The sequence below is a fragment of the Nonomuraea endophytica genome (assembly GCF_014203235.1).
Taxonomy (GTDB): Bacteria; Actinomycetota; Actinomycetes; order Streptosporangiales; family Streptosporangiaceae; genus Nonomuraea; species Nonomuraea endophytica.
The window spans coordinates 160,360-183,488 of sequence record NZ_JACHIN010000010.1 but is presented as its reverse complement, the minus strand read 5'-3'; the positions used below and the strand labels follow the sequence as shown (position 1 = coordinate 183,488).

Here is a 23,129-nt window from a genome sequence, read left to right as displayed (position 1 = left end):
CTCGCACGCGTCCGGATATGTCAGCCGTAGATTTTTCCCAGCTCGGCGACCGCCTCGGCCATCATCTCGCGCAGCTCAGGCGGCCCGAGCACCTCCACGCTCGCGCCCATCCGCAGCAGCAGCCACCGGGCGTGGGTGATCGACTCGATCGGCACCGTGAGCGTGCGCCAGCCCTCGGCGTCCGGCTCGCCCGCCGCCGCCATCGCCCCGGCCACCACGTCGTCGCCCATCGTGTAGGCCAGCAGCTTCTCGATGCCGGGCGCCGTCCTGATCACCGCCTCGGCCTTGTACATGCGTTCGCGGAACTCCTGCGCGTAGGCCCGCCAGAAGCCGCCCAGCTCGAAGTCCTGCGGCCGCTCGAAGGAGTGCCCGCCCGGCTCGGCGGTCAGGACACGCGAGACCCGGTAGGTGCGCGGGTCGCCGCCCCCTGCCGGAGCCGCCACCAGATACCAGGAGCCGCCCTTCAGCACCAGCCCGTACGGATGCACGAGGCGCTCGACCACCTGCTGCCCCCAGCGCCGGTAGGTCATCAGCACCGCCCGCTGCTCCCACACCGCCTCGGCCACCACGCTCAGCAGCGGCACGTCGTCGGCCCCCCGGTACCAGCCCGGCACGTCGAGCAGGAACCGCTCGCGCATGTGGGAGGCGTGCGAGCGCGGCTCGGGCGGCAGCGCCGCCAGCAGTTTGAGCTCGGCGTTGGCCACCACCTCCGACAGCCCCAGCTCCGCCGCCGGGCCGGGCAGGCCCGTCAGGAACAGCGACGAGGCCTCCTCGGCGGTCAGGCCGTTGAGCCGGGTGCGGTAGCCGTCGAGCAACTGGTAGCCGCCGGCCGGGCCGCGGTCGGCGTAGACAGGGACGCCCGCCGCCGACAGCGCGTCCACGTCGCGGTAGACGGTCCTGACCGACACCTCCAGCTCCTCGGCCAGCTCACCCGCCGTCATCCTGCCCCGGGTCTGGAGCAGAAGAAGCAGGGAGAGCAGGCGGCTGGCGCGCATGCCAGCACCCTACGCGATAGGTTTCTTGCCGCATTTAGCCGGACAGAAGGGATGCCCCATCGTGGTTGATGACAGCGGCCTGCAGGCGCTGCGCGAAGCGGCGCGCCTGTCCCCCGACAACCTGCCCCTGCGCCGGCACCTGGCCGACCTGCTCCTGGACAAGGGCTACCTCGCCGAGGCCGAGCGCGAGTACCGCGCCGCCCTCCTGCTCGCGCCGCGCGACCCGGGCATCACGGCCGGACTGGCCGAGGCGTTCGCCCGGCAGGGCGCGTACGGCGCTGCGCTGTCGGCCCTGGAGCCCTTCCTGGCCCAGCCCGGATACCCGCCGCGCATGGGCGTGATCGCCGCCCGCGCGCTGCTCGACGAGGGGGACGTGGCCCAGGCGGGGTTCCGCTACCACGAGGCGGTCATGCGCGCGCCGGAGGCCGCCGATCCCGAGCTGGCCGCCCGCCTGGCCGCGCCTGTGCCGCCCCGGGTTTCGCAGCCGGTAGAGGAGCCGTTCGGCAAGCGGGCGGAGGAGCCCGCGGAGCCGTACGACCAGCGGGTCACCTTCGCCGACGTGGCCGGGATGGAGGGCGTCAAGGAGGCGCTGCGGGTCAAGCTGCTGCTGCCGGTGCAGCAGCCGGAGCTGTTCGCCGCCTTCGGCAAGCGCGCCGGCGGCGGGGTGCTGCTCTACGGGCCGCCCGGCGGCGGCAAGACCCACCTGGCCAGGGCGGCGGCCGGCGAGCTGGGCGCGTCGTTCGTGAGCGTGGGCCTGTCCGACGTCCTCGACATGTACGTCGGCCAGAGCGAGCGCAACCTGCACAACATCTTCGACGCCGCCCGCCGCAGCCGGCCGTGCGTGCTGTTCTTCGACGAGGTGGACGCCCTGGCCGCGCGGCGCTCCGACATGCGCCAGGCGCACAACCGGCAGATCGTCAACCAGTTCCTGGCCGAGCTCGACGGCGTCGACGACAAGGCCAACGAGGGCGTGCTCGTGCTCGCCGCCACCAACGCGCCCTGGTACATCGACGTGGCCTTCCGCCGTCCGGGCCGCTTCGACCAGCTCGTGTTCGTGCCGCCGCCGGACCTCGCGGCGCGGGCGGCGATCCTGCGCATCCTGTGCCGTGACAAGCCACTGGCCGAGATGGACTTCGACGCCGTCGCCAAGGCCACCACCGACTACGTGGGCGCCGACCTCAAGGGCCTGGTCGATCGGGCCGTGGAGGACAAACTGCGCGAGTCCATCGCCGCCGGGCGCCCGGTCCCGCTGACCACCCGCGACCTGCTCGCCCTCACCAAGTCGCAGCGGCCGAGCTCGGTACGCGAATGGCTGGCCACCGCCCGCAACTACGTCATGCACGCCAACGACTCCGGCGCGTGGGACGAGCTCCTGCCCTGGGTCAACCGGACATGGTGACCGCGGAGGACGGCATCCGGCGCGCCCGCGCCCTGCTCGACCTGCGCCGCGCGCCCGAGGCGGCCCGCGAGCTGCACGGCGTCCTGGCCCGGGACCCCGGCAACTCCCACGCCCACGCCTACCTCGCCCTCGCCCTCAGCTACCAGGACCGGTGGGTGGAGGCGTCGGACGCCGCCGGCGAGGCGATCAAGCTGGCGCCCGACACCTGGTTCCCGCACTACATCGCCGGCCAGGTCCACTACCGGGCGCGCCGCCTGCACGAGGCCCTGCCGCCGATCCAGGTCGCCCTCGCGCTCAACCCGGAGTGGGCGCCGCTGTGGGAGCTTCTGGCCCGGGTACGCCTCAGCGCCGGCCAGTACGACGAGGCCGTCGCCGCCGCCCGCCAGGCCCTCGCCCTCGACCCCGAGGACGCCGACCCCGCCACCCTGCTCGCCCTCGCCCTCACCGGCCTCGGCCAGGTGCCCGACGCCCACGCCGCAGCCGCCCGCGCGCTCGCGCTCGACCCCGAGAACGCCAACGCCCATCTGGCACTCGGCCGCCTCGAACTGGCCCACGGCGACCCCGCGCGCGCCGCCGACGCCTTCCGCGAGGTGCTGCGCCTGGCGCCCGGCTTCGACGACGCCCGCGACCTGCTCGTACTCGCGCTCAAGCGGCGCAACCCGCTGCACCGGGCGCTGACCCGGGTGCGGGAGCGTTACCGGGGCGGCTGGCGGCTGCTCCTCCTTCTCCCCGCGGTCCCGCCGATCATCCTCGTCTTCGTCGTCATCGCGTTACTGCACTGGGCGGCGTGGCTGGCCGAGGCGTGGGCGACGCTCCGCCTGCACCTGGGCGCCCGTACCCGCCTGCTGCTGTCGGCCGCCGAGGCCCGCACCGCCGCGCTGAGCTGGGCACTGGCCGTCGTCGGGCTGGCGACGCTGGTGACGGGCATCGCGCTCGGCCACGAACCGCTGGGCACAGCGGGGTTCGCGGTGATGGCGCTGGTCACGCCGCTGCAGGAAGCCGCCCACACCTCCGCCCGCCGCGGTCGCACCATCCTGTACGGCTGGACCGCCCTGCTGGCCACCACCGTGGTGACCTCGGCGGCACTTCCCTCGGGGCAGACGCTGGGCTTGCCGGCGGCGTACGCGGCGCTGGGCACCATCTGGATCGCCGGCGCGGTCCGCCGCCTGGTCAGGCGAACTGTTGCCAGGCCAGGCGGGTGACCATGGCGGCCACGACGATCAGCAGCACGACGCGGACGAACGAGGCGCCGCGTTTGAGTGCCATGCGGGCGCCCAGGCGGGCGCCGGCGATGTTGCACACGGCCATGCCGAGCCCCAGCGTCCACAGCACGTGCCCCTGCAGCCCGAAGACGACGAGGGCGCCCACGTTGGTCCCGATGTTGATGATCTTCGCGGTGGCGCTGGCGTTGACGAAGTCGAGGCCCAGGATGGTGGTGAACGCGATGATGAGGAAGGTGCCGGTGCCCGGCCCCATGATGCCGTCGTAGAAGGCGATGCCCACGCCGCCGACCGCGACCGCCGCGACCACCCGGGCGTTGGTGCGCAGGTGCGGCTTCGGCACCTGGCCCATCGCGGGCCGCAACGTGACGAACGCCGCCACCCCCAGCAGCACCACCATGACCACCGGCCGCAGCACCTCGGCGCTGATCGCCACCGCCGCCGTGGCCCCGAGCCCGGAGCTCAGCACCGCCAGCGCCCCCGCCGGGATCGCCACCTGCCGGTCCAGCTTGGTGGAGCGCACGTACGTGATGGCGGCGGTGGTGGTGCCGAAGACGGACGACAGCTTGTTGGTCGCCATGGCCTGCACCGGCGGGATGCCCGCCACCATGAGCGCGGGCAGTTGGAGCAGCCCGCCCCCGCCCACGACCGCGTCCACCCACCCCGCTCCGGCGGCGGCCACGAGCAACACGACGACCTGTTCCAGCGACACGCCACTCCCCCGTCACGGCCCACACGGACCGCCATGAGGGTACAAACCCCACCCAAACTCCCCGCACTCGGGGGTAACCCCCAACTCCCCCAGCCCGGTCAGCATCCCCAGAACCCGAACGTCTCCAGGACCCGGGAGGCGGCACACGGTGCGGCACCGGAGATCGGCCCGCTGAGACCACGGGCCGCCCGGCGGCTCCGCAGCCGGAGCGCCGGACGGACCCTGGTGCGATGGTCTCTCCCTAGTGAGGGTTCCCCGGCACTCCGGCACATGTGCGGCTGCCGGAATGCCGGGGAACCTGGGTGGGCAGCCGCGCCGCCGTACCCCCGGAATAGGGGGGTTAGCGGGGGACGAGCATGCGCTTGCGGCCCGCGAAGACGTCGTCGATCAGGCCGTAGGTGCGGGCCTGTTCGGCGGTGAAGATGCGGTCGCGTTCGAGGTCGCGCCGGATCTCCAGGTCGTTGCGGCCGGTGTGCCGGGCCAGGATCTGCTCCTGCTGGTCGCGCATGCGCAGGATCTCCCTGGCGTGGATCTCCAGGTCGCTGGACTGCCCGCGCCCGCCCTCCGTGGACGGCTGGTGCAGCAGCACCCGGGCGTGCGGCAGCGCGGCCCGCTTGCCCGGCGCCCCGGCCGCCAGCAGGACGGCGGCGGCCGAGGCGGCCTCGCCGATGCAGACGGTCTGGATCTCGGGGCGCACGTACTGCATGGTGTCGTAGATGGCGGTCATGGCGGTGTGGGAGCCGCCGGGCGAGTTGATGTAGAGCTGGATGTCCTGGTCGGGGTCGAGCGACTCCAGCGTCAGCAGCTGCGCCATCACGTCGTTGGCGCTGGTGTCGTCGATCGGGGTGCCGAGGAAGACGATCCGGTCCTCGAACAGCTTGTTGTAAGGGGTCATCTCCTTCATGCCGTAGGAGGTGCGCTCGGTGAAGGAGGGCAGGACGTAGCGTCCGCTCATGGTCAGTTCACCCCGCTGCTGGAGATGTGGTCGACGAATCCGTACTCCAGGGCCTCCTGCGCGGTGAACCAGCGGTCGCGGTCGGAGTCCTCCCTGATGCGCTCCAGCGGCTGCCCGGTGTGGAAGGCGATGAGCTCGGCCATGCGCCGCTTGGTGTACATCAGGTTTTCCGCCTGGATCTGGATGTCGGTGGCCGAGCCGCCGATGCCGCCGAGCGGCTGGTGCATGACGATCCTGGCGTTGGGCAGCGCGTAGCGCTTGCCCGGCGCGCCGCCGCACAACAGCAGCTGCCCCATCGAGGCGGCGAAGCCCATCGCGACCGTGGCCACGTCGCAGGGCACGAACTGCATCATGTCGTACAGCGCCATGCCGGCGGACACGGAACCGCCCGGTGAATTGATGTAAAGGGTCACGTCGCGCTTCGGGTCCTCGGCCGCGAGCAAAAGCAGCTCACCACAGAGCCGATTGCAAATCTCGTCGTCGACCTCCTGGCCGAGAACGAGGATGCGCTCCTTCAGCAAACGCTGGCCCAACTGCTCCGGCCACTGCTTCGTCTCTGTCATGACCTGCCTTTCCGTCGAAGTGCAATTGCTTCCGACGGTAGACCCGGCGGCCCTGAATTCGGCTTTCTTTTCGCTCACGGGGGATTTCCCTAAAGGCGTATTATGCCGTGCGCGAATTTTCATCGACATACAATGCACCCTGTGAGAAAGAACCTCGCCAGGCGGTGGGCCTGCCTGGTGCTCGGGGGCGCGCTGCTGATGCCGTACATGATGGCCGGGGTGCTGATGTCGGGCGTGCTCAGCGGCGGCAGCCGGGTGCCCGACCTGATGCTGCCGGTCGAGCTGGGCGTGTTCGCGGCGGTCATGCCCGTCGTGGCGCTGACCGGGCTGTTCCTGCCGGTGCGCGCCCTGGAGGTCAACGCCGCGCAGGGCCTGCTCGGCGTGCACGTCGACACCCCGCCGCGCCAGGCCCGCCGCAGCTGGCAGGAGCGCCGCCGCACCGCCGCCTGGTTCACGCTCCACCTGGGCGTCGGCGGGATCATGAGCGGCTGCACGCTGGCGATCGTGCCGTTCACGGTGTGGACACTGGCGCTGCCCTGGCACGGCGCCACCTGGCTCGGCTACTCCATCGGGCCTGGCTGGGCCGCGCTGCCCTGGACGCTGGCCGGCGTCGCGCTGCTGGTCGTGCTGGTGTTCGCGGTGGCGGGGGCCGGGGCGCTGCTGGCCAGGCTGGCCCCCGTGCTGCTCGGCCCCACCCCGGAGGAGCGGCTGGCCGCCGTCGAGGAGCAGGCGCGCGGCCTGGCCGAACGCAACCGGCTCGCCCGCGAGCTGCACGACTCGGTCGGCCACGCGCTCAGCGTCGTCACCCTCCAGGCCGCCGCCGCGGGCCGCGTCCTGGACCGCGACCCCGACACCGCCCGCGCCGCGCTGGCCGCCATCGAGCAGTCGGCGCGCTCGGCCCTGGACGACCTCGACCACGTGCTCGGCGTCCTGCGCGAGGACCGCGCCGGTAGCGGCGGCCGTGGCGGCACTGAGCCACAGGCCACGCTGGCCGACCTCGACGCGCTGGTGCGCGCCTCGGGCGCCGAGGTGCGCGCGGAGGTGGGCGATCTGAGCGGGGTGCCCGCCGTGGTGTCGCGCGAGGCGTACCGCATCGTGCAGGAAGCGCTCACGAACGCCATCAAACACGGTCATGGTCCGGTACGGCTGGCGGCAGCCGTACAGGGAGACGATCTTAAACTCGAGGTCAGCAACCCCGCGGCGGCCCGGCGGGGACGCGGCGGCGGGCGGGGCGTGACCGGGATGCGTGAGCGCGTCCGGCTGCTGCGCGGCGAGCTGGAGGCCGGACCCGCCGAGGGCGGATGGCAGGTCTCGGTACGGCTGCCGCTACGGTCGAGCCCATGACAGTCAGGATCGTGATCGCCGACGACGAGGACCTCATCCGCGCCGGCCTGCGCATCATCCTCGACTCCGAGCCCGATCTCAGCGTCGTGGGCGAGGCGGCCGACGGGGCCGCGGTGGTCCCGGTGGTGCGCAGGGAGCGGCCCGACGTGGTGCTCATGGACGTGCGGATGCCCGCCGTGGACGGCATCCAGGCCACCCGGCAGCTCGTGGCGATGGAGGAGCCGCCGAAGGTGCTGGTGGTGACCACGTTCGAGAACGACGACTACGTCTACGACGCGCTGCGGGCCGGCGCCGACGGTTTCCTGCTCAAGCGGACCAGGCCGGAGGAGCTGGTGAGCGCGATCAGGACGGTGGCCAGGGGCGAGTCGCTGCTGTTCCCCGCGGCGATCCGGGGTCTTGCGGGCAGCCGTCCGCGGGTGCCGGTGCCGGGGATCGAGCGGCTGACCGGGCGCGAGGGCGACGTGCTGCGGCTGATGACCAAGGGGCTGTCCAACAGCGAGATCGCCGCCGAGCTGGTGGTGAGCGCCGAGACGGTCAAGACGCACGTCGGCAACGTGCTGACCAAGCTCGGCGCCCGCGACCGCACCCAGGCCGTCATCGCCGCCTACGAGTCGGGGTTCGTCAGCCCGTCCTGAGGCGTCACCTGCTGTGGCGCAGGATCTCGGCGGCGGGCAGGCCCGAGCTGTCGGCGGCGCTCATGCCGGTGGCGGCCAGGTGGGCGTCGACCAGGCGCAGCCCGACCGCGTATCCGGCCATGTCGGGGATGCCGCGCGGCTCCCCGCCGAACTTGCGCGTGGCGCTGTCGCCCAGCACGTACGCGGGCGTGTGCCGCATCCCCTGCAGATCGATGTCGGCCATGATCGTGCGATAGGCCTCCTCCAGCGGCTCGCCGCTCACCATCGACGACCACGGCCCCATCGCCTCCGGCCCGGACAGCTCGCGCACGAACGCCTCGGCCAGCCCCTCGGCCACGATGTGCTCACCGACCGTGACGGTCGCCGGGTCCCAGACGACGTTCTGGTAGCGGATCTGGTGGTGCAGCTCGTGGACGGCGCAGTGGGCGATGCGCTCCACGTTCTCGTCCGTGGGCCAGGCCAGCAGGTAGAGCCAGCCGGGCGCGCCGCCCATGCCGTAGTAGCCGCGGGCGGTGGTCATCAGGTGTTCGTTGTCGGGGTTGCCGAGGACGAACATGACGCGTACCCGCTCGGGCTGCTTGAGGTGGGCCAGGCCCGCGCTCGCGCGTTCCAGCTCCTTCTCGATGCGGCCCTTGAGGTCGATCGCGACCAGCCGCTCGACGGCAGGCAGGTAGCGCGGGTCCTCGGCGTCGGTACGGAAGCCGCCGCCCTCGTGGTGGATGTCGACGATGTCGCCGGGGAACGGGATGATCTCGCGGACCGGGGCGAGCAGCTCGCGCAGCATCTCCGGCCGCTCGGACAGCGGGGCGCGCAGGATCGCCGCCATCGCGTCCAGGTTGTCGTGAACGATGAACTCCATGCCCGCGACGCTAAACCCTCCCGTTACGGGAGGGTCAAACCGGTTTCAGATGGGGTCGCCCTCGCCGGAGTCGTCGCCGGGCGTCGGCCCCGGGGTGCCGCTGCCGCTCTGGCTCGGCGACGGTGACGGCGTCGGCTGCTGCGGCTCCGGCGTGAGCGGCGTCGGCGGCGGCGTCGGCACCTGCACCGTCGGCGGCAGCGGGCGCGGCAACGGCTCGCTCTCCTGCCTGCCCAGCAGCAGGACCAGCGCGATCACCACCCCGACAAGCAGCAGCGTCAGCAGTACGGCCAGCGCCAGCAGCACCCGCCGCGCGGTCTCGGTCAACGGCCTGGCGGCACCCGGCCGCCCCGGCAGCGCCGGAGCCCGGTCCCCCAGCCAGTACGGCACGAAGTCCGGCCCGTGCGCCTGCCCGATCAGCGTCCCGCCGACCATCACCGGCTCCAGGAACCGCTCGGCGCCCGGCCGCCCCGGCAGGTACGGCACCACCACCCAGGGCGCCACCCCCGCGTCCATGGCCAGCACCTGAGGCGAACCGTCGAGCACCGCCGCCCGGCCCGTGGCCCGGCCCAGCCACCCCCGCACCCCGGCGGGCGCCGACTCGCGCACGGCGGTGACGAACCGGTCGCGGGCCGCCGCGTCCAGCGCCGCGCCCTTGGTCAGCACGGCCAGCGACACCGCCCGCCCGTCCTGGGCCTGACCGAGATAGACGAACCCGGCGGGCAGGACATGCAGGCGCGCCTGCACCGTGAAAGGGCCCAGGGAGGGCGGATCACCGTGCTGCAGCGGACTGGCCACCCACCCATGAAATCACAGCCGACTGTAGATCAGATTGGAACGGGTGACTTGTCGGCGCTCCCGCCGACGTTGGCGCCTTGGACGCCCTGCTGCTGGTCGCCGTGGTGTTGTCACCCGCCGGGCGCGCCTGTCTCTCGCTCCGTCAGGCGTGGGCAGGCACGTAACCCTGTCTCGAAATGGCCCGGAATCCGCGACAAGCTGGGGCCACAACATCTACGCGGGAGGATGTACCGGGCAGGGGTCGGGCGATGGTCCTGTCACGATCACGTCGGGCTACTACGCCGGTACGTACTACTGCCTCGACACGCGATTCTTCGGTAACGGCTTGATCGGCTTCCACTGCTGACGAACCTCCCTCACCGGAGGGGGTGAGGGCGACGCGGTTTGATCCGTACCTTACTCATCGGCCTCCGCTCCCTCAGGAACGCCTCAGCTGATGCCTACCTTGCGCACGATGGCTCAGCTGCCCTCTCGCGGGTCTTGCAGCCAACGGTGGAGCCAGCCCAGCCATTTCGGGCCGAGAGCCACGGGTGAGGCGTTGGCGGGGTTGTGGGGGGGGCGGGAGCCCACCTCGGTGTGGCCGCGGGCAGCCTGCCGGGTACGGGCGATGGCGAAGGGCGGATCTGCGCGAGCTGCTGGTCTGCCAGGCCTGGTCGCTGACGGTGGCCTGGAGGCGGGGCCAGGGTGATGCCGGCGTCGGTGAGCATGCTCAGGTCCAGCGTCCAGATCGTCGCCGAGCGGGTGCGCCCGGTGGCGAACGCGGTGGCGATGTGGGCTTCGGCCTGGGCGTCGGTCATGCCGGTGACGGCGGCGCGGCTGCAGGACCCGCATCGGCTGCGCGGGCTGGCGTTGTGGTGGCGGTTGCGCTGGCGGATGTTTCTGGGGCGGGGCGAGGCCGTCGCGGTGGGCGAGGATCATCTGCGGGCAAGCCATGGGGCGTGCCGGCGTCAGCGGCCGTACTCGGCCTGGCTGGCGGCGCCGGAAGCGGGCCTGAGCGGATCGTCGGACGCCTCGGCGCCCTCATAGGCGATGGCCGCGATCCGCTCGGCGCTCATGTACTGGGTGAACAGACCGACGCCGGTCATGCAGTGCCTGCGGCGTGCTGCGCGCTCCCCGCGTGCAGGACTGACACCCCACAGCCGGGTGAGTCACCCCCGCTCAGCCAGGGGAGTGGCGGCTGCCGTATCAGGCGGAATTCGGGCCGAATTCGTGGTAGATGTCGGCGAGGAAGGTCGACAGGTGGGTGAACTCGGTCTGGTCGTGGATGACCATCTCGTAGGCGAAGGACAGGGCCGCGTTGTGCGCGCTGTCTCCTGACGAGTTCGCGGTGGCTATTGATTTGTCGAAGTAGTAGCGGCTGCGCAGTTCGAACCCGTCCTCGGTGGCACGGGGGAGATGGATCATCCAGCTCTTGTCGTTGATGATGCCGCAGGCTTGGGAGTACTCGGGCTCCTTGATGCGGCTGCTGTCGATCCCGAGGTCACCGGCGTCGTGGAACTCGATGACCAGTTCGGCGCGGGTCGGGCCGACGTACTCGACGATGTCGTGGGTATTGCCGATGTAGCGTTCGGCGTCGGTGAGTCCGGGTTGGGTGAGCACATCCCGGTTCCGGGGGTTGGCGTGGTCGTGGTTGAAGGGATACCACAAGGAGTAGCGCTCGGGTTCGACCGAATGCCACCAGAACCACCAGGTGAACATCTCGATCCTGCAGCCGGGGTAGCGGACCAGGCTGGTCACGTACGCGTCGTTGTCCTTGGTGGCGCCGAAGCCCGTCTCGACCCGGTGGTATCCGGGGTCGAGAAGCGCGTTGAGATCGGACTTAGGCAGGATGTCGGCTTCGTCCATCGGCTTCTTCAGCTGAGGGAGCACCTCGTCGTGCAGCCACAGGTCCCCGTTGAAGTACTTGGCGTAGGGCTTGCCCTTGATTCGCTCAGCGTTGGACCGGAACAGGTCCTGGGTGGGAATCGGGTAGTAGGTGATGGGCATCATGCCGTTTCAGTCCTTTCCGGTGGTTCGATCCGATGGCGCGGGCGTGCCCCGGCCCCGGCGACGCTGGAGCCGTTCACGCAATCGCCTGACGCAGGCCTCGCCGAAGAGAATCCCGAGCAATCCGCACAGCGCCTGCCAGGGCGGAGCCGGGGTCGCCACCCCCATGAGCCAATACAAGAGTCCCGCGAGGATCCCGGCGCCGAGGGAGATGACATAGGCCAATACCGTGCGGGTCATCCGAACAACCCCGGTAGCCCATAGCCGATCAGCATCCCCGCCAGCCCCACCAAGGCCACCGTCGGCGGAGCCGGCGAAGGGACCTTGATCAGTCCGTACACGCCTCCCACGATCACCCCGGCGACCAGCGACTGGAGGTAGGGCAGCATCGCTCACCTCCGCACATCAAGCGCCTCATTTCCGAGCCGCTCCCCCGAAAGCCCCGTCTCTGCGGATGTCCTTTCCGACCGCGGTCACGCGCTAAGCCATGACCAGCCCAGATCTGGGGCAAGAGGACAAAACTCTGCTCCCGGAGCCAGCTTCCGCGCACGGGCTGGTGTACGTCGCGCGATGCGTCTCGCAGAAACGTAGTTCTGCGAGGCGCGACCAGGGTCGAGAACGTGTCCGATTCGCCGTTGATCGTCACTCTCGGAACCTCTCGCAAAACCAAGTTCTCAGAACCCGGCCCGCGATACGTTCTGCGACATCAGCGAGCTCACCGACCTGGCCGCCGCTGTCCAACGCTTCGACTGCCCGAGGTGCGGGCGTCGGGTCTCTCGCCAACTGGTGTGTAGCTCATACGGTAAGGCGAGCGGCGCCAAGGAGATCGCTTTCAGAGCGGCCGTTGGGCGTTCCCCCGAGGACGGGAGACCTGAAAGGCGATTGCCGATCACCAGGCACGCTGACACGATTCCGACATGATCACTATTGAGGCGACAGACTGCCTGATCGTGACGGGAATGCCAGGGGCCGGGAAGTCGACGGTGACCAGGCGCGTCGCTGAGCGCTTGCAGCGCGCCGCCCGGCTCGACGGCGATTTCATCAGCAGGCTGATCGTCAGCGGTCGTGTCGGGGCACTTGGCGAGCCCGCCGACGAGGCGGCGCGGCAAGTCGAGCTGTGCAACCGTAACCTGTGCACGCTCGCGAACAACTTTTCCGACGCCGGCTTCACGCCCGTGATCGACTGGGTGATCCCCAGCCGCGAGCAGCTGGACTTCTTCGCATCTCTCCTTCCAGCTCGGCGGGTCTTGTTCGTCGTTCTCGCACCGGGCATCGAGGTGTGCCGGTACCGCAACACCATCCGTGATCCACGGGAGCGGTTCGACTTCGACGGTTATGAGGATCTCGATGCCGACATGAAGCGGGAGCTCGGCGACGCCGGCTGGTGGTTCGACACCGCAGCCCTTACTCCCGAGGAGACCGCCGACCGCATCATCAGGGAAGCTCCGCATCACGCCCTGGTGAGCTGACTCCAAGCCCAGGGCGCACTGGCCGCCGGACTGGCGTACTGGTGACCGCGTCCTCCCGGCCACAAGATCGCGACGGTTGCCGGCGCCGATTTGGTCAGCAGGACGCCGAGCACGACCTCAATGAGGACGGCGCCTCCTTCGGCCTCGTGGCGGCCGTGATCGGCCACCATACGCGAAGGTCTTCCCGCACCCCTGCCGGACGCAGAGGGCCATCTCGCCGGGCCCGCGGGCGGCTGGGCCGTAATGACGATCGAGGTGTCGGACGGCGGCGCCGGCAGACGGTGCCGCACCGGTCGGATGATCCGGATCTTGTGTTGCTGCCGCAGCCGTATCGGGATGTGCTGGAGGACTCCGGGCGCGCATCACCGATAGATGAGTCACAAGCGCGCGGTTTACGCGTTCGGGTCCCAGCCTGCGAGCTGCTCCATCGGCTCGGTGTCGCCGGTGCTCTCCAGTCCGTCTAGCGGGACGCGATCGTACAAATAGAGGACCAGTTCGCTCGCTGAGCCTCGCATCGCCAGGTCGCCCGGCTCCGCGTCGGCGGAGAGGTCGTCGCAGCGGACGCCATCGGCGTTGAGGGTCAGGCGCCAGGAGCGGCCCTCGGTCGCGCGCAGGTCGATGGTCGCCGGCTTGAACGGCCAGGGGACAGTCGTCGCCGCGACGGTCGTCAGGGCCTGCGCCGCATCGGAGAGTACCGAGCCATGTTCCACAGCTTGACTGTCCTGCGGCGTACGTCCTGCGATCGCGTTTCATGGGTGCGGTTCAGCGGCCCTTGCCGCTGAACCGACCTCTGAAACGGGTCAACGCCTGGACGCTCGCCCGCGCGGGACATCCCGGGGACAGCGGGGCCGCAGAGGAGCGGGTCTGCGAAGGACACGGGCCGGGCGGCTGGCGGGCGCTCGGGGCTGTTCCAGTCCGGCAAGGCCTGCGCGCCCAGTTCCTCGGCGAAGCCGGTGAGGCGCTCGCCGAGCGCCTGCAGTTCCTGAACCGCCACCGGGTTGACCAGACCCAGGCGTGCCCGCGCTAGCTCGGCTGCTCACGTTCGGTCTCGTGCTCGGTCGCGGTCGGTCGGTCGTACCGTTGGGCGGGCTCGAGCTCGGCGTCGCGGTCGAGGCTGGCGGGTGGTGCCGACGATCGGGGCTGTTCGCGGGTGAGCAGCCGGTCGGGCCGATCGGCTTCCTTCGAGTGCCGGGGCGTAGACGGCCAGCGCGCGGCGCAGTGCGTCGGCCTGGCTGCTCAGCCTCCAGGTGGGCGGCACCCACCGCGGCGGTCGAGCGTCGGCCGCCACCGGCCCGCGCGACTCCCACGCGGTGCGGGCGGCGGCCATCAGGGCGTCTTTCCCGTCGGCACCACCTCGGCTCCGGTCGGCATCGCGGCGCCCTCCCGGTAACGGCCCGGGTCTGATGATCTGGTGTGGCGGGCCGCCCGGCCGCCGGGTGGACCGGCGCGGCCACGGGTGCCTGCGTGCGAGTTCGCGGCGCGTTTGGTGAAATGGCACCCATGACCGTCGCTGAAGAGCTGCCCAGCGGAACCGACCCGGCCGTGCTGCGCAAGACGCTGGACGAGGTCCGGCGTGTCATCGTGGGCCAGGAGCACATGGTGGAGCGCCTGGTCGTGGCCCTGCTCGCGCGCGGCCACTGCCTGCTCGAAGGCGTGCCGGGCGTCGCCAAGACCCTGGCCGCCGCCACGCTGGCGACGGTGGTGGGGGGCACGTTCGCCCGTATCCAGTTCACTCCCGACCTGGTGCCCAGCGACATCGTGGGCACCCGCGTCTTCCACCCGTCGAGTGAGAAGTTCGACGTCGAGCTCGGCCCGGTGTTCGTCAACTTCCTGCTGGCCGACGAGATCAACCGCGCCCCGGCCAAGGTGCAGTCGGCGCTGCTGGAGGTCATGGCCGAGCGGCAGGTCACGCTGGCCGGCGTCACGAACCCGCTGCCGAAGCCGTTCATCGTGCTGGCCACGCAGAACCCGATCGAGTCCGAGGGCGTCTACCCGCTGCCCGAGGTCCAGCGCGACCGCTTCCTGTTCCGCGTGCGGGTGCCGCACCCGAGCGCGCACGAGGAGCTGGAGATCCTGCACCGGATGAGCGTGACGCCGCCGGTGCCCGAGCGGATCCTCGACCCGGACACGCTGATGGCGCTGCAGGATCAGGCCGAGCAGGTTTCGGTGCACCAGCTCGTCGCCGACTACGTGGTGCGCCTGGTGATGACGACGCGCTCGCCCGCCGAGTACGGCCTGCCCGACCTGGCCGAGATGATCGAGATCGGCGTGAGCCCGCGGGCCACGCTGGGACTCGTGTCGGCCGGAAGGGCGCTGGCGCTGCTGCGGGGGCGCGACTACCTGCTGCCCGACGACGTACGCGACGTGGCCGTGGACGTGATGGCGCACCGGCTGATGCTGACGTTCGACGCGCTGGCCGACGGGGTCGATCCGGAACAGGTGGTCAGGCAGATCCTGCACGCCGTGCCGCCGCCTCTGGTGGTCTGGAACCAGAACCGATGACGGAGGCGGGAGCCGTACCCCCGAAGAAGCGCGGCGCCGAGCACGCGCTGCGGCGGCTGGAGCTGACCGTCACCCGGCGGCTGGACGGGCTGCTGCACGGCGCGCACCAGGGACTGCTGCCGGGACCCGGCAGCGAGGCGGGCGACAGCCGCGTCTACGTGCCGGGCGAGGACGACGTGCGGCGCATGGACTGGGCGGTGACGGCGCGCACGACGGTCCCGCACGTGCGGGACCTGATCGCCGACCGCGAGCTGGAGACGTGGGCGCTGGCGGACCTGTCGGCCAGCATGGACTTCGGCACCGCCGACACCGACAAGCGCGATCTGGTGGTAGCGGCGATCGGCGCGATCGGCTTCCTGTCCAGCCGGATGGGCGACCGGTTCGGGGCGCTGGTGCTGCACGAGGAGTTCATTCACCGGCTGCCGGCGCGCACCGGCCGACCGGCCCTGTACGGGCTGCTGCACGCGCTGATGGACGCGCCGCGCGGCCGTCCGCAGCAGGACGCGCCGGACCTGGCCGAGGGCATCGACGTGCTGGCGGCCACGCGCAGGCGGCGCGGCATGCGGCTGGTGGTCTCCGACTTCCTCGACGCCGAGCCGTCCCTCGACCCCGACGTCGAGCGCCCGTGGGAACGCCCGTTGCGGCGGCTGGCGGCCCGGCACGAGGTGCTCGCGGTCGAGGTGATCGACCCCCGCGAGCTCGAACTACCCGATGTCGGGCAAATCGCGTTCGCTGATCCGGAGAGCGGGAAGGTACGCGACGTGCACCTTTCACCCAAGGTACGGCAGGCCTACGCCGAGGCCGCGGCGCTGCAACGCGAGGGCACGCGGGTCGCCCTGCGCCGGGCCGGCGTCGCCCACCTGGTGCTGCGTACCGACCGCGACTGGGTGTTCGACGTGGCCCAGTTCGTGCTCCGCCGCCGCAGGATGGCGCACCTGGCCCACCGGAGGGGCGCGTGACGTTCCTGTCCCCGGCCTGGCTGTGGCTGTTCGCGCTGATCGTGGCGCTGATCGGCGGCTACGTGGCGGCCATGTTCCTGCGCCGGCGCTACACGGTGCGCTTCACCAACCTCGCCCTGCTCAACCTCGTCGTCCCCGAGGGCCCCGGCTGGCGCCGGCACGTGGCGCCCGCGCTGTTCCTGGTGATGATGTCGCTGCTGGTCATCGGCGCCGCCCGGCCGGCCGACCAGGTGCGGGTGCCGCGCGACCGGGCCACGATCATCATCGCGCTGGACGTGTCGCTGTCGATGGAGGCCGACGACGTCCAGCCCAACCGCATCAGCGCCGCCAAGGCCGCCGCCCAGGCCTTCGCCCGCGACCTGCCCGAGCGCTTCAACGTGGGCGTGGTCGCCTTCGCCCGCTCGGCCAACGTGGTCATCTCCCCCACCACCGACCACCAGGCCGTGGTGACCGCCATCGGCAACCTGACCACCCGGCCCGGCACCGCGATCGGCGAGGCCGTCTTCAACGCGCTCGACTCGATCCGCTCCTTCGACCAGCAGGCCGCCACCGACCCGCCGCCGTCGGCGATCGTGCTGCTGTCCGACGGCGACAACACCTCCGGCCGCTCGGTGCCCGAGGCGATCGAGGCCGCGACGTCCGGGCGGGTGCCCGTCTCCACCATCGCGTACGGCACGCAGGAAGGCACGGTCTCGATCGACGGCCGGGAGGTGAACGTACCGGTCAACAAGCAGACGCTCCAGTCGTTGTCCGAGGGCACCAGCGGCCGCGCCTACGCCGCCGAGTCGGGCACCGAACTGCGCGAGGTCTACGAGCAGATCGGCACCTCGCTCGGCTTCAAGCTCGTCAACCAGGAGATCAGCCAGTGGTTCATCGTGGCCGCGGTGCTGCTGGGCGCGCTGGTGGCCGGTGCCTCGGTCTGGTTCGGTGCCCGGATCCCGTAACGTTTCTGCACGTGGCCCACTATTTCTCCGAGCGGCCTGACACGAGCCACAAGCCGGGCTCGGTCAGCCTCGTGCTGCCCGATCTGCACCTGCGGCTGGAGACCGACAGCGGCGTGTTCTCCCCCGAGCGGGTCGATCTGGGCACGAAGATCCTGCTGGAGAGCGTGCCACCGCCGCCGCAGGAGGGCGACCTGCTCGACCTGGGCTGCGGTTACGGGCCGATCGCGCTGACGATGGCCACGCGGGCGCCCGGTTCGACCGTCTGGGCGGTCGACGTGAACCGGCGCTCGCTGGAGCTCACGGAGCGCAACGCCCAAGCCGCTGGCCTTTACAAAGTAAGACCGATTCATATCGACGACGCACCAGATGACGTGAAATTTCGGGCTATCTGGTCTAATCCGGCGATCCGGATCGGCAAACCGGCACTCCACGCCATGCTCACCAGGTGGCTGTCGCGGCTGACCCCCGACGGCGTCGCCTACCTGGTCGTCCAGAAACACCTCGGCTCCGACTCCCTGCAGCGCTGGCTCGGCGAGCAGGGCTGGCAGGCCTCCCGTGAGGCGTCCAGAGCCGCGTACCGAATCTTGAAGGTGACACGATGAGAAGGCAGCTTCGCCCCACGGACGTGAAGCGGCTCAACCGCACCTGGCGGCGCGGAACCGAGCACCGGATCGCCCTGATCCTCGAATCGGTGACCGGCCCGTTCAACGTCGGCTCGATCTTCCGCAGCGCCGCCGCGTTCGGCGTCGACACGATCTGGCTGGCCGGCAACGCGACCCCGCCCACCAACCCGAAGGCGGGCAAGACCGCGCTCGGCACCGAGCGCCTCGTCACCTGGCACGAGCCCATGCCCGCCGTGGACGCGGTCAAGGCGGCCCGCGAGGACGGCTACGCCGTACTCGCGATCGAGCTCACCTCCGACGCACAGCCGATCTTCCGCGCCGACCTCGGCCGCGACGTCTGCCTGGTCGTGGGCAGCGAGGACCACGGCTGCTCGCCCGCGCTGCTCGACGCCGCCGACGGCGCCTGTTACATCCCGCAGGTCGGCCGGGTCGGCTCGTTCAACGTCGCGGTGGCCGCGGCCATGGCGCTGGCCGAGACCCGCCGCCAGGAGTGGGCAGCCCTGCCTGATTCGTAACCCAAACGTTCACCCACGGAAGGCATACTCGACCCGTGCTCAGCCGTCGCTTCCCGTTCCTCGACCATCCGGGCCCCCTGGCCTTCGCCCACCGGGGCGGGGCGCTCGAAGGACAGGAGAACACCGCTGCCGCCTTCGAGCGGGCCGTCGCCCTCGGCTACACGTACCTGGAGACCGACGCCCACGCCACCTCCGACGGCGTGCTGCTGGCCTTCCACGACCACACGCTCGACCGGGTGACCGACCGGCGCGGCCGTATCGCCGACCTGCCCTACAGCGCGGTACGCCGGGCCCGCATCGGCGGCACGGACGAGATCCCCCTGATGGAGGACCTGCTCGGCAGCTTCCCCGAGGCCCGCTTCAACATCGACGTCAAGGAGTCCGGCGCGATCGCCCCGCTGGCCGAGGTGGTCAGGCGCACCGCCGCCCACGACCGCGTCTGCCTGACCTCCTTCTCCGACGAACGCCTCGAACGGGCCAGGGCGGCGATGGGCCGCGAGGTCTGCTCCTCCCTCGGGCCGCGCGGCGTGGCCGCCCTGCGCACGGCCGCCAGCACCTCCGGCTACGGCCGGCTGCTCACCCGCCTGGCCCGCTCCGGGGTCCCCTGCGCGCAGGTCCCGGTGGGCTTCCGCGGCCTGCCCGTGACGACCAGGGCCCTGGTGCACACCGCGCACGCCGTCGGCATGCAGGTGCACGTGTGGACCATCAACGACCCGCTCCGCATGGAACGCCTGCTCGACCTGGGCGTCGACGGCATCATGACCGACAACATCTCCGGCCTGCGCGACGTCCTCGACCGGCGCGGCCTCTGGCATCCCGGCTCTCTGGCCGCATAGGAGAAGCATGACCGTCCCCTCACCCCCCGCGGTCTTCGACGACTCCCCCGCAGCGCGCAAGCGCGAGCAGTGGGGCTGGTACTTCTACGACTGGGCCAACTCCGCCTTCCCGACGACGGTCCTGACCGTCTTCCTCGGGCCGTACCTGATCACGATCGCCGAGGCGGCCGCGAACGGCGCGCCGTACGTGGACGTGCTCGGCTTCGACGTACGGCCGGGCGCGTACTTCTCCTTCGTCGTCGGCGTCGCGGCGATCCTGCAGATCATCTTCATGCCGGTGGCGGGCGCGCTGGCCGACCACACCGGGCGCAAGAAGCAGCTGATGGGCTTCTTCGCGATCCTGGGCGCGCTGGCCACGGTCTGCTTCTGGTTCGTCGGCGACGGCCGCTACATCCTCGGCGGCCTGCTGTTCCTGATCGCGAACGTGGGCTTCGCGTGCGCGTTCGTCATCTACAACTCGTTCCTGCCCGACATCGCCACGCCCGACGAGCGGGACAAGGTCTCGGGCATGGGCTGGGGCTTCGGCTACCTCGGCGGCGGGCTGCTGCTGGCCGTACACCTGGGGCTGTTCCTGTTCGGCGAGGACCTGCTCGGCATCGACAAGGGCACCGCGGTGCGCATCGCGCTCGCCTCGGCGGGCCTGTGGTGGGGCGGCTTCACGATCATCCCGCTGCTACGGCTGCGCAACCGGCGCGGCGCCGCGCCACGTCGTGAGACGGCGGGCCAGGCGATCGGCGGCTCGTTCCGCCAGCTCGGCCGGACCGCGATCGGGCTGAAGGCCTACCCGCTGACGCTGGCCTTCCTCGTCGGCTACCTGCTCTACAACGACGGCGTCCAGACCGTCATCTCCTTCTCCGCGACCTTCGCCGAGAAGGAACTGGGCCTCGACACGACCGTGCAGATCGGCGCCATCCTGATGGTGCAGTTTGTGGCGTTCTTCGGCGCGCTGTTGCTGAGCTTCGTGGCCTCGCGGATCGGCGCGAAGAAGGTCGTGCTGATGGCGCTGGTCGCCTGGACGGTCGTCGTCGCGATCGCCTACTTCCTGCCCGCCGGCTCGGCCGCCGCCTTCTACGCGCTCGGCTTCGCGATCGCCATCGTGATGGGCGGCACCCAGGCGCTGTCGCGCTCGCTGTTCTCCCACGTGATCCCGAAGGGCAAGGAGGCGGAGTACTACAGCCTCTACGAGATCAGCGACAAGGGCTCGACCTTCCTCGGCTCGGCCACGCTCGGCATGGCCATCCAGATGTCGGGCAGCTACCGGCTGGGCATCATCTCGCTGGTCGTCTTCTTCATCCTGGGCGGCGCCATCCTGGCCGCCGTCAACCTGCCCAAGGCCATCCGCGCCGCCGGCAACGAGGTCCCGGACAAGCTCTAGTCCGGCTTGGCCAGCACCATCGTCCCCGGCCCCTGCGCGGCGCCGGGGCCGCCGACCATCGTGATCGTGTCCGCGCCGGCGGCGCCGCCGCAGTGCGGGCACGTCACCTCGGGCGTGAACTGCCGCCCGCAGGAGTGGATCAGCAACGCGGGCGGCCCGCCGGGCGGCGTCGCCCACCGGTCGCCCCACGCCATCAGCGTGATGAGCGCGGGCACGATGTCGCGGCCCGCCTCGGTCAGGTGGTACTCGTGGCGGGCCGGCCGTTCCTGATAGGCGACCTTCTCCACCACGCCCGCGGCCTGCAGGCGCTCCAGGCGCTGGGTGAGCAGGTTGCGCGAGATCCCGAGGTCCTCGCTCAGCTGGTCGAACCTGCGCAGGCCGAGGAACAGGTCGCGCAGGATCAGCGGCGTCCACGGCTCCGCCACCACGCCGACGGCCTGGGCGATGGAGCAATGCATGTCACCGAACCTGTTCATGACCCCAGCATAGTCAGTTGCTAAAGTGAACCCATGACAGTTCACTTTCAGGACTCACTCAACGAGGTCAGCCGGCGCTACCGCGAGGCGGGCGAGGCCAAGGACGTCGACGCCCTGATGGCCACGCTCTCCCCCACGGTCGCCTTCCACTCCCCGCTGAGCGCCCGCGCGGGCTTCTCCGGGCACGCCCAGGTACGCCAGCTGTTCACGGTGGCGCTCGGCGCGCTGCGCGAGCTGCGCTACCACACCGACGTCGGCGACGAGCGCACCCGCATGCTCGCCGCCACCGCCCGCCTCGGCAAGCACGAACTGGAGGAGGCCGCCCTGGTCAGGATCGGCGAGGACGGCCTCATCGAGGACGTCACCATGTGGATCAGGCCCCTGCCCGCGCTCACCGCCATGATGGCGGCGCTCGGTCCCGGCATGGCCCGCGCCGCCGGCAAGCCCGCCCTGGCGGCGCTGGTCGGCGCCTCGGTCAAGCCGCTCGCGTTCATGACCGACTTCGGCGACCGCACGCTGGTGCCCCTCGTCACTCCGAAATGACGCGTACGTGCGCGCAGTGGCGGAAGACGTCGTCCGGGTCCCAGGCCGACTTCACCCGCCGCAGCCTGCCGTAACGCTCCTCGCCCATCGCCCAGCGCACCCGGTCGTCGTCCGGCGCCTCCAGGTTCAGGTACGTGCCGGTCACCTCGTGGCCCCGGATCGCGGCGGTCACCTTGGCCGCCCAGGCCCGGTTGGCCTCGTCGTCGGCCGGGTCCGTCCAGACCGCCATGGGGTGGATGAGATAACGGCCGCCCTCCCGGCCCGGGTACGCCGAGTCGGGGCCGTTCCTGACCGCCTCCGGCATCGCCGCGACGACCAGCTGCGTCAGCGGGCTCGGGGCGGTCATCGCGGCGTCCTGCAGGTCGGAGACGAGGCCCGGCGGCAGGGCGCGGACGAGCTCGGCGCTCCACCGGTTGCGCCAGCCCGGCTGGGCGCTGCCGTCGATCATCGACTGCAGCGCCACGTAGGGCATCGGCTGGACGGCGTCGAACAGGGGCTCGGCCGCCGCGTACAGGGGCCTGATCAGCTCCTTTCCGGCGTCCGGGTCGCCCAGCCACACCGGCGCCACCGCGAGGATCGGCCGGCCGACCACGTGGCCGGGCACGAACGGCTCCGGCGGCGCGGTCATGAAGATCGCCGCCGGGTTGAAGTCGGGGAACTCCTCCAGCCCGGCCAGCGCGTCCAGGACGGCCGGCGCGTCGGCCACCCGGTAGCCGATCAGCCCGCCGAGCATCAGCGGCTCCACCGGATGCAGGCGGAAGGTGAAGGAGGTGACGACGCCGAAGTTGCCGCCGCCGCCGCGCAGCGCCCACATGAGCTCCGGCTCGTCCCGCTCGGTGACGGAGACCACGCGGCCGTCGGCGGTGACCATCTCCACGCCGATCAGGTTGTCGGAGGTCAGGCCGTGCCGTCCCGACAGCCAGCCGTGGCCGCCGCCCAGCGTGAGCCCGGCCACGCCGGTGTGGCTCACCCGGCCGCCGGGGACGGCCAGGCCGTGGGCCTGCGCGGCCTGGTCGACGTCGCGCCAGGTCGCGCCGCCGCCGACCACCGCGGTGCGCTCGCGGGCGTCGACGGTGACCCCGCGCAGCGCGGACAGGTCGATCACCAGGTCGCCGCCGAGCGCGAGCCCCGCCACGCCGTGCCCGCCGCCGCGCACGCTCACCTCGATGCCCCGGGCGCGGGCGTGGGCCAGCGCCACGACCACGTCCTCCGTGCCGCCGGCCCGCACGATCAGCGCGGGCCGCCGGTCGATCATGCCGTTGTAGAGCCTCCTGGCGTCCTCGTAGCCCGGGTCGTCGGGGGTGAGCGCTTCTCCTCGTACGGCGAGCCGCATCGTTGTCTCCTCAGGCCGTGAAACCGATGCCGCCCAGCCTGGACGGGCGACCTTCCACCTCCGTTTCACCGGCGTCTCACCGGCGAGCCTG

General features: G+C 71.3%; 27 protein-coding genes. 15 read left to right on the top strand and 12 right to left on the bottom strand.

Annotation, left to right across the window (positions count from 1 at the left end; all coding sequences use genetic code 11):
* Positions 1-20: 20 nt before the first annotated feature.
* Positions 21-995, bottom strand: a complete 975-nt coding sequence (locus tag HNR40_RS33395) for a helix-turn-helix transcriptional regulator (RefSeq protein WP_184968475.1) — start codon at positions 993-995, stop codon at positions 21-23.
* Between the two features lie 61 nt (positions 996-1,056).
* Here HNR40_RS33395 and HNR40_RS55220 point away from each other — a divergent pair, with 61 nt between their 5' ends.
* Together HNR40_RS55220 and HNR40_RS33385 are read left to right on the top strand one after the other, a co-directional pair.
* Positions 1,057-2,394: an AAA family ATPase gene (locus HNR40_RS55220; RefSeq protein WP_312896619.1), complete on the top strand. Its 1,338-nt coding sequence runs from the start codon at positions 1,057-1,059 to the stop codon at positions 2,392-2,394.
* Positions 2,388-3,596 (top strand): tetratricopeptide repeat protein, encoded by a 1,209-nt coding sequence (locus HNR40_RS33385; protein ID WP_184968471.1) that lies wholly within the window; start codon positions 2,388-2,390, stop codon positions 3,594-3,596. The genes HNR40_RS55220 and HNR40_RS33385 overlap by 7 nt, the downstream gene beginning before the upstream one ends.
* On the opposite strand, the gene HNR40_RS33380 is transcribed toward HNR40_RS33385, so the two are convergent.
* From HNR40_RS33380 to HNR40_RS33370, 3 genes are all read right to left on the bottom strand, one after another.
* On the bottom strand, positions 3,565-4,326 hold the full coding sequence (locus HNR40_RS33380) for a TSUP family transporter (protein ID WP_184968469.1): 762 nt from the start codon (positions 4,324-4,326) through the stop codon (positions 3,565-3,567). The two genes, HNR40_RS33385 and HNR40_RS33380, sit on opposite strands and share 32 nt — an antisense overlap.
* A gap of 340 nt (positions 4,327-4,666) precedes the next feature.
* Positions 4,667-5,281, bottom strand: a complete 615-nt coding sequence (locus tag HNR40_RS33375; RefSeq protein ID WP_184968467.1) for an ATP-dependent Clp protease proteolytic subunit — start codon at positions 5,279-5,281, stop codon at positions 4,667-4,669.
* Positions 5,282-5,283: 2 nt separating this feature from the next.
* Positions 5,284-5,844, bottom strand: coding sequence for a ClpP family protease (locus tag HNR40_RS33370; protein WP_184968951.1), 561 nt, complete (start codon positions 5,842-5,844; stop codon positions 5,284-5,286).
* A 141-nt stretch (positions 5,845-5,985) separates the two neighbouring features.
* Between HNR40_RS33370 and HNR40_RS33365 the strand changes: the two genes are divergently transcribed.
* Positions 5,986-7,188, top strand: coding sequence for a sensor histidine kinase (locus HNR40_RS33365; protein WP_312896618.1), 1,203 nt, complete (start codon positions 5,986-5,988; stop codon positions 7,186-7,188).
* Complete coding sequence (locus HNR40_RS33360) at positions 7,185-7,823, top strand: response regulator transcription factor (RefSeq protein WP_184968463.1); 639 nt, start codon at positions 7,185-7,187, stop codon at positions 7,821-7,823. The genes HNR40_RS33365 and HNR40_RS33360 overlap by 4 nt, the downstream gene beginning before the upstream one ends.
* A 4-nt stretch (positions 7,824-7,827) precedes the next feature.
* Here the strand turns inward: HNR40_RS33360 and HNR40_RS33355 are convergent, their stop codons facing one another.
* Together HNR40_RS33355 and HNR40_RS33350 are read right to left on the bottom strand one after the other, a co-directional pair.
* Positions 7,828-8,682 carry a DUF2268 domain-containing putative Zn-dependent protease gene (locus HNR40_RS33355; RefSeq protein ID WP_184968461.1) on the bottom strand — a complete coding sequence of 285 codons (855 nt, stop codon included), beginning with the start codon at positions 8,680-8,682 and terminating at the stop codon, positions 7,828-7,830.
* Positions 8,683-8,727: 45 nt separating this feature from the next.
* On the bottom strand, positions 8,728-9,477 hold the full coding sequence (locus HNR40_RS33350) for a hypothetical protein (protein ID WP_184968459.1): 750 nt from the start codon (positions 9,475-9,477) through the stop codon (positions 8,728-8,730).
* A gap of 699 nt (positions 9,478-10,176) precedes the next feature.
* Between HNR40_RS33350 and HNR40_RS33345 the strand changes: the two genes are divergently transcribed.
* On the top strand, positions 10,177-10,503 hold the full coding sequence (locus HNR40_RS33345) for a hypothetical protein (RefSeq protein WP_184968457.1): 327 nt from the start codon (positions 10,177-10,179) through the stop codon (positions 10,501-10,503).
* A 159-nt stretch (positions 10,504-10,662) separates the two neighbouring features.
* On the opposite strand, the gene HNR40_RS33340 is transcribed toward HNR40_RS33345, so the two are convergent.
* The 3 genes from HNR40_RS33340 to HNR40_RS33330 are packed head-to-tail and all read right to left on the bottom strand — an operon-like array spanning position 10,663 to position 11,852.
* Positions 10,663-11,466 (bottom strand): DAPG hydrolase family protein, encoded by an 804-nt coding sequence (locus tag HNR40_RS33340; protein WP_184968455.1) that lies wholly within the window; start codon positions 11,464-11,466, stop codon positions 10,663-10,665.
* Positions 11,467-11,472: 6 nt separating this feature from the next.
* Entirely contained in the window at positions 11,473-11,703 is a 231-nt protein-coding gene (locus tag HNR40_RS57905) for a DUF1427 family protein (protein ID WP_184968453.1), read from the bottom strand.
* Positions 11,700-11,852 carry a DUF1427 family protein gene (locus HNR40_RS33330; RefSeq protein WP_157245379.1) on the bottom strand — a complete coding sequence of 51 codons (153 nt, stop codon included), beginning with the start codon at positions 11,850-11,852 and terminating at the stop codon, positions 11,700-11,702. The genes HNR40_RS57905 and HNR40_RS33330 overlap by 4 nt, the downstream gene beginning before the upstream one ends.
* A 528-nt stretch (positions 11,853-12,380) precedes the next feature.
* Between HNR40_RS33330 and HNR40_RS33325 the strand changes: the two genes are divergently transcribed.
* Positions 12,381-12,932, top strand: coding sequence for an AAA family ATPase (locus tag HNR40_RS33325; protein ID WP_184968451.1), 552 nt, complete (start codon positions 12,381-12,383; stop codon positions 12,930-12,932).
* A 392-nt stretch (positions 12,933-13,324) separates the two neighbouring features.
* On the opposite strand, the gene HNR40_RS33320 is transcribed toward HNR40_RS33325, so the two are convergent.
* Entirely contained in the window at positions 13,325-13,642 is a 318-nt protein-coding gene (locus HNR40_RS33320; protein ID WP_221341159.1) for a hypothetical protein, read from the bottom strand.
* Positions 13,643-13,683: 41 nt separating this feature from the next.
* Between HNR40_RS33320 and HNR40_RS33315 the strand changes: the two genes are divergently transcribed.
* The 8 genes from HNR40_RS33315 (at position 13,684) to HNR40_RS33280 (ending at position 20,686) form a co-directional block, all read left to right on the top strand.
* Positions 13,684-13,959, top strand: a complete 276-nt coding sequence (locus HNR40_RS33315; protein WP_184968449.1) for a hypothetical protein — start codon at positions 13,684-13,686, stop codon at positions 13,957-13,959.
* A gap of 473 nt (positions 13,960-14,432) precedes the next feature.
* Positions 14,433-15,434 carry an AAA family ATPase gene (locus HNR40_RS33310; protein WP_184968447.1) on the top strand — a complete coding sequence of 334 codons (1,002 nt, stop codon included), beginning with the start codon at positions 14,433-14,435 and terminating at the stop codon, positions 15,432-15,434.
* On the top strand, positions 15,431-16,393 hold the full coding sequence (locus HNR40_RS33305) for a DUF58 domain-containing protein (protein WP_184968445.1): 963 nt from the start codon (positions 15,431-15,433) through the stop codon (positions 16,391-16,393). Before HNR40_RS33310 ends, HNR40_RS33305 begins: the two co-directional genes overlap by 4 nt.
* A complete protein-coding gene (locus HNR40_RS33300) occupies positions 16,390-17,337 on the top strand; it encodes a VWA domain-containing protein (RefSeq protein ID WP_184968443.1) in 948 nt (315 codons plus the stop codon). Before HNR40_RS33305 ends, HNR40_RS33300 begins: the two co-directional genes overlap by 4 nt.
* A gap of 11 nt (positions 17,338-17,348) precedes the next feature.
* On the top strand, positions 17,349-17,939 hold the full coding sequence (locus tag HNR40_RS33295; RefSeq protein ID WP_184968441.1) for a class I SAM-dependent methyltransferase: 591 nt from the start codon (positions 17,349-17,351) through the stop codon (positions 17,937-17,939).
* On the top strand, positions 17,936-18,475 hold the full coding sequence (locus HNR40_RS33290) for a TrmH family RNA methyltransferase (protein WP_184968439.1): 540 nt from the start codon (positions 17,936-17,938) through the stop codon (positions 18,473-18,475). The genes HNR40_RS33295 and HNR40_RS33290 overlap by 4 nt, the downstream gene beginning before the upstream one ends.
* A 35-nt stretch (positions 18,476-18,510) precedes the next feature.
* Positions 18,511-19,311, top strand: coding sequence for a glycerophosphodiester phosphodiesterase family protein (locus HNR40_RS33285; protein WP_184968437.1), 801 nt, complete (start codon positions 18,511-18,513; stop codon positions 19,309-19,311).
* A 7-nt stretch (positions 19,312-19,318) separates the two neighbouring features.
* Positions 19,319-20,686 (top strand): MFS transporter, encoded by a 1,368-nt coding sequence (locus tag HNR40_RS33280; protein WP_184968434.1) that lies wholly within the window; start codon positions 19,319-19,321, stop codon positions 20,684-20,686.
* On the opposite strand, the gene HNR40_RS33275 is transcribed toward HNR40_RS33280, so the two are convergent.
* Complete coding sequence (locus HNR40_RS33275; protein WP_184968432.1) at positions 20,683-21,162, bottom strand: winged helix-turn-helix transcriptional regulator; 480 nt, start codon at positions 21,160-21,162, stop codon at positions 20,683-20,685. The genes HNR40_RS33280 and HNR40_RS33275 overlap by 4 nt on opposite strands.
* 33 nt (positions 21,163-21,195) lie before the next feature.
* Here HNR40_RS33275 and HNR40_RS33270 point away from each other — a divergent pair, with 33 nt between their 5' ends.
* Positions 21,196-21,705, top strand: a complete 510-nt coding sequence (locus tag HNR40_RS33270; protein WP_184968430.1) for a nuclear transport factor 2 family protein — start codon at positions 21,196-21,198, stop codon at positions 21,703-21,705.
* On the opposite strand, the gene HNR40_RS33265 is transcribed toward HNR40_RS33270, so the two are convergent.
* Positions 21,692-23,038 carry an FAD-binding oxidoreductase gene (locus HNR40_RS33265; RefSeq protein ID WP_184968949.1) on the bottom strand — a complete coding sequence of 449 codons (1,347 nt, stop codon included), beginning with the start codon at positions 23,036-23,038 and terminating at the stop codon, positions 21,692-21,694. The two genes, HNR40_RS33270 and HNR40_RS33265, sit on opposite strands and share 14 nt — an antisense overlap.
* Positions 23,039-23,129 lie beyond the last annotated feature (91 nt).

What these genes read in the sequence shown, in the direction of transcription:
- HNR40_RS33395 (WP_184968475.1), bottom strand. Translation starts at nt 995, where the DNA reads ATGCGCGCCAGCCGCCTGCTCTCCCTGCTTCTTCTGCTCCAGACCCGG.
- HNR40_RS33385 (WP_184968471.1), top strand. Translation starts at nt 2,388, where the DNA reads ATGGTGACCGCGGAGGACGGCATCCGGCGCGCCCGCGCCCTGCTCGAC.
- HNR40_RS33375 (WP_184968467.1), bottom strand. Translation starts at nt 5,281, where the DNA reads ATGAGCGGACGCTACGTCCTGCCCTCCTTCACCGAGCGCACCTCCTAC.
- HNR40_RS33370 (WP_184968951.1), bottom strand. Translation starts at nt 5,844, where the DNA reads ATGACAGAGACGAAGCAGTGGCCGGAGCAGTTGGGCCAGCGTTTGCTG.
- HNR40_RS33360 (WP_184968463.1), top strand. Translation starts at nt 7,185, where the DNA reads ATGACAGTCAGGATCGTGATCGCCGACGACGAGGACCTCATCCGCGCC.
- HNR40_RS33355 (WP_184968461.1), bottom strand. Translation starts at nt 8,682, where the DNA reads ATGGAGTTCATCGTTCACGACAACCTGGACGCGATGGCGGCGATCCTG.
- HNR40_RS33340 (WP_184968455.1), bottom strand. Translation starts at nt 11,466, where the DNA reads ATGATGCCCATCACCTACTACCCGATTCCCACCCAGGACCTGTTCCGG.
- HNR40_RS57905 (WP_184968453.1), bottom strand. Translation starts at nt 11,703, where the DNA reads ATGACCCGCACGGTATTGGCCTATGTCATCTCCCTCGGCGCCGGGATC.
- HNR40_RS33330 (WP_157245379.1), bottom strand. Translation starts at nt 11,852, where the DNA reads ATGCTGCCCTACCTCCAGTCGCTGGTCGCCGGGGTGATCGTGGGAGGC.
- HNR40_RS33325 (WP_184968451.1), top strand. Translation starts at nt 12,381, where the DNA reads ATGATCACTATTGAGGCGACAGACTGCCTGATCGTGACGGGAATGCCA.
- HNR40_RS33315 (WP_184968449.1), top strand. Translation starts at nt 13,684, where the DNA reads ATGGGTGCGGTTCAGCGGCCCTTGCCGCTGAACCGACCTCTGAAACGG.
- HNR40_RS33310 (WP_184968447.1), top strand. Translation starts at nt 14,433, where the DNA reads ATGACCGTCGCTGAAGAGCTGCCCAGCGGAACCGACCCGGCCGTGCTG.
- HNR40_RS33305 (WP_184968445.1), top strand. Translation starts at nt 15,431, where the DNA reads ATGACGGAGGCGGGAGCCGTACCCCCGAAGAAGCGCGGCGCCGAGCAC.
- HNR40_RS33290 (WP_184968439.1), top strand. Translation starts at nt 17,936, where the DNA reads ATGAGAAGGCAGCTTCGCCCCACGGACGTGAAGCGGCTCAACCGCACC.
- HNR40_RS33280 (WP_184968434.1), top strand. Translation starts at nt 19,319, where the DNA reads ATGACCGTCCCCTCACCCCCCGCGGTCTTCGACGACTCCCCCGCAGCG.
- HNR40_RS33275 (WP_184968432.1), bottom strand. Translation starts at nt 21,162, where the DNA reads ATGAACAGGTTCGGTGACATGCATTGCTCCATCGCCCAGGCCGTCGGC.
- HNR40_RS33270 (WP_184968430.1), top strand. Translation starts at nt 21,196, where the DNA reads ATGACAGTTCACTTTCAGGACTCACTCAACGAGGTCAGCCGGCGCTAC.
- HNR40_RS33265 (WP_184968949.1), bottom strand. Translation starts at nt 23,038, where the DNA reads ATGCGGCTCGCCGTACGAGGAGAAGCGCTCACCCCCGACGACCCGGGC.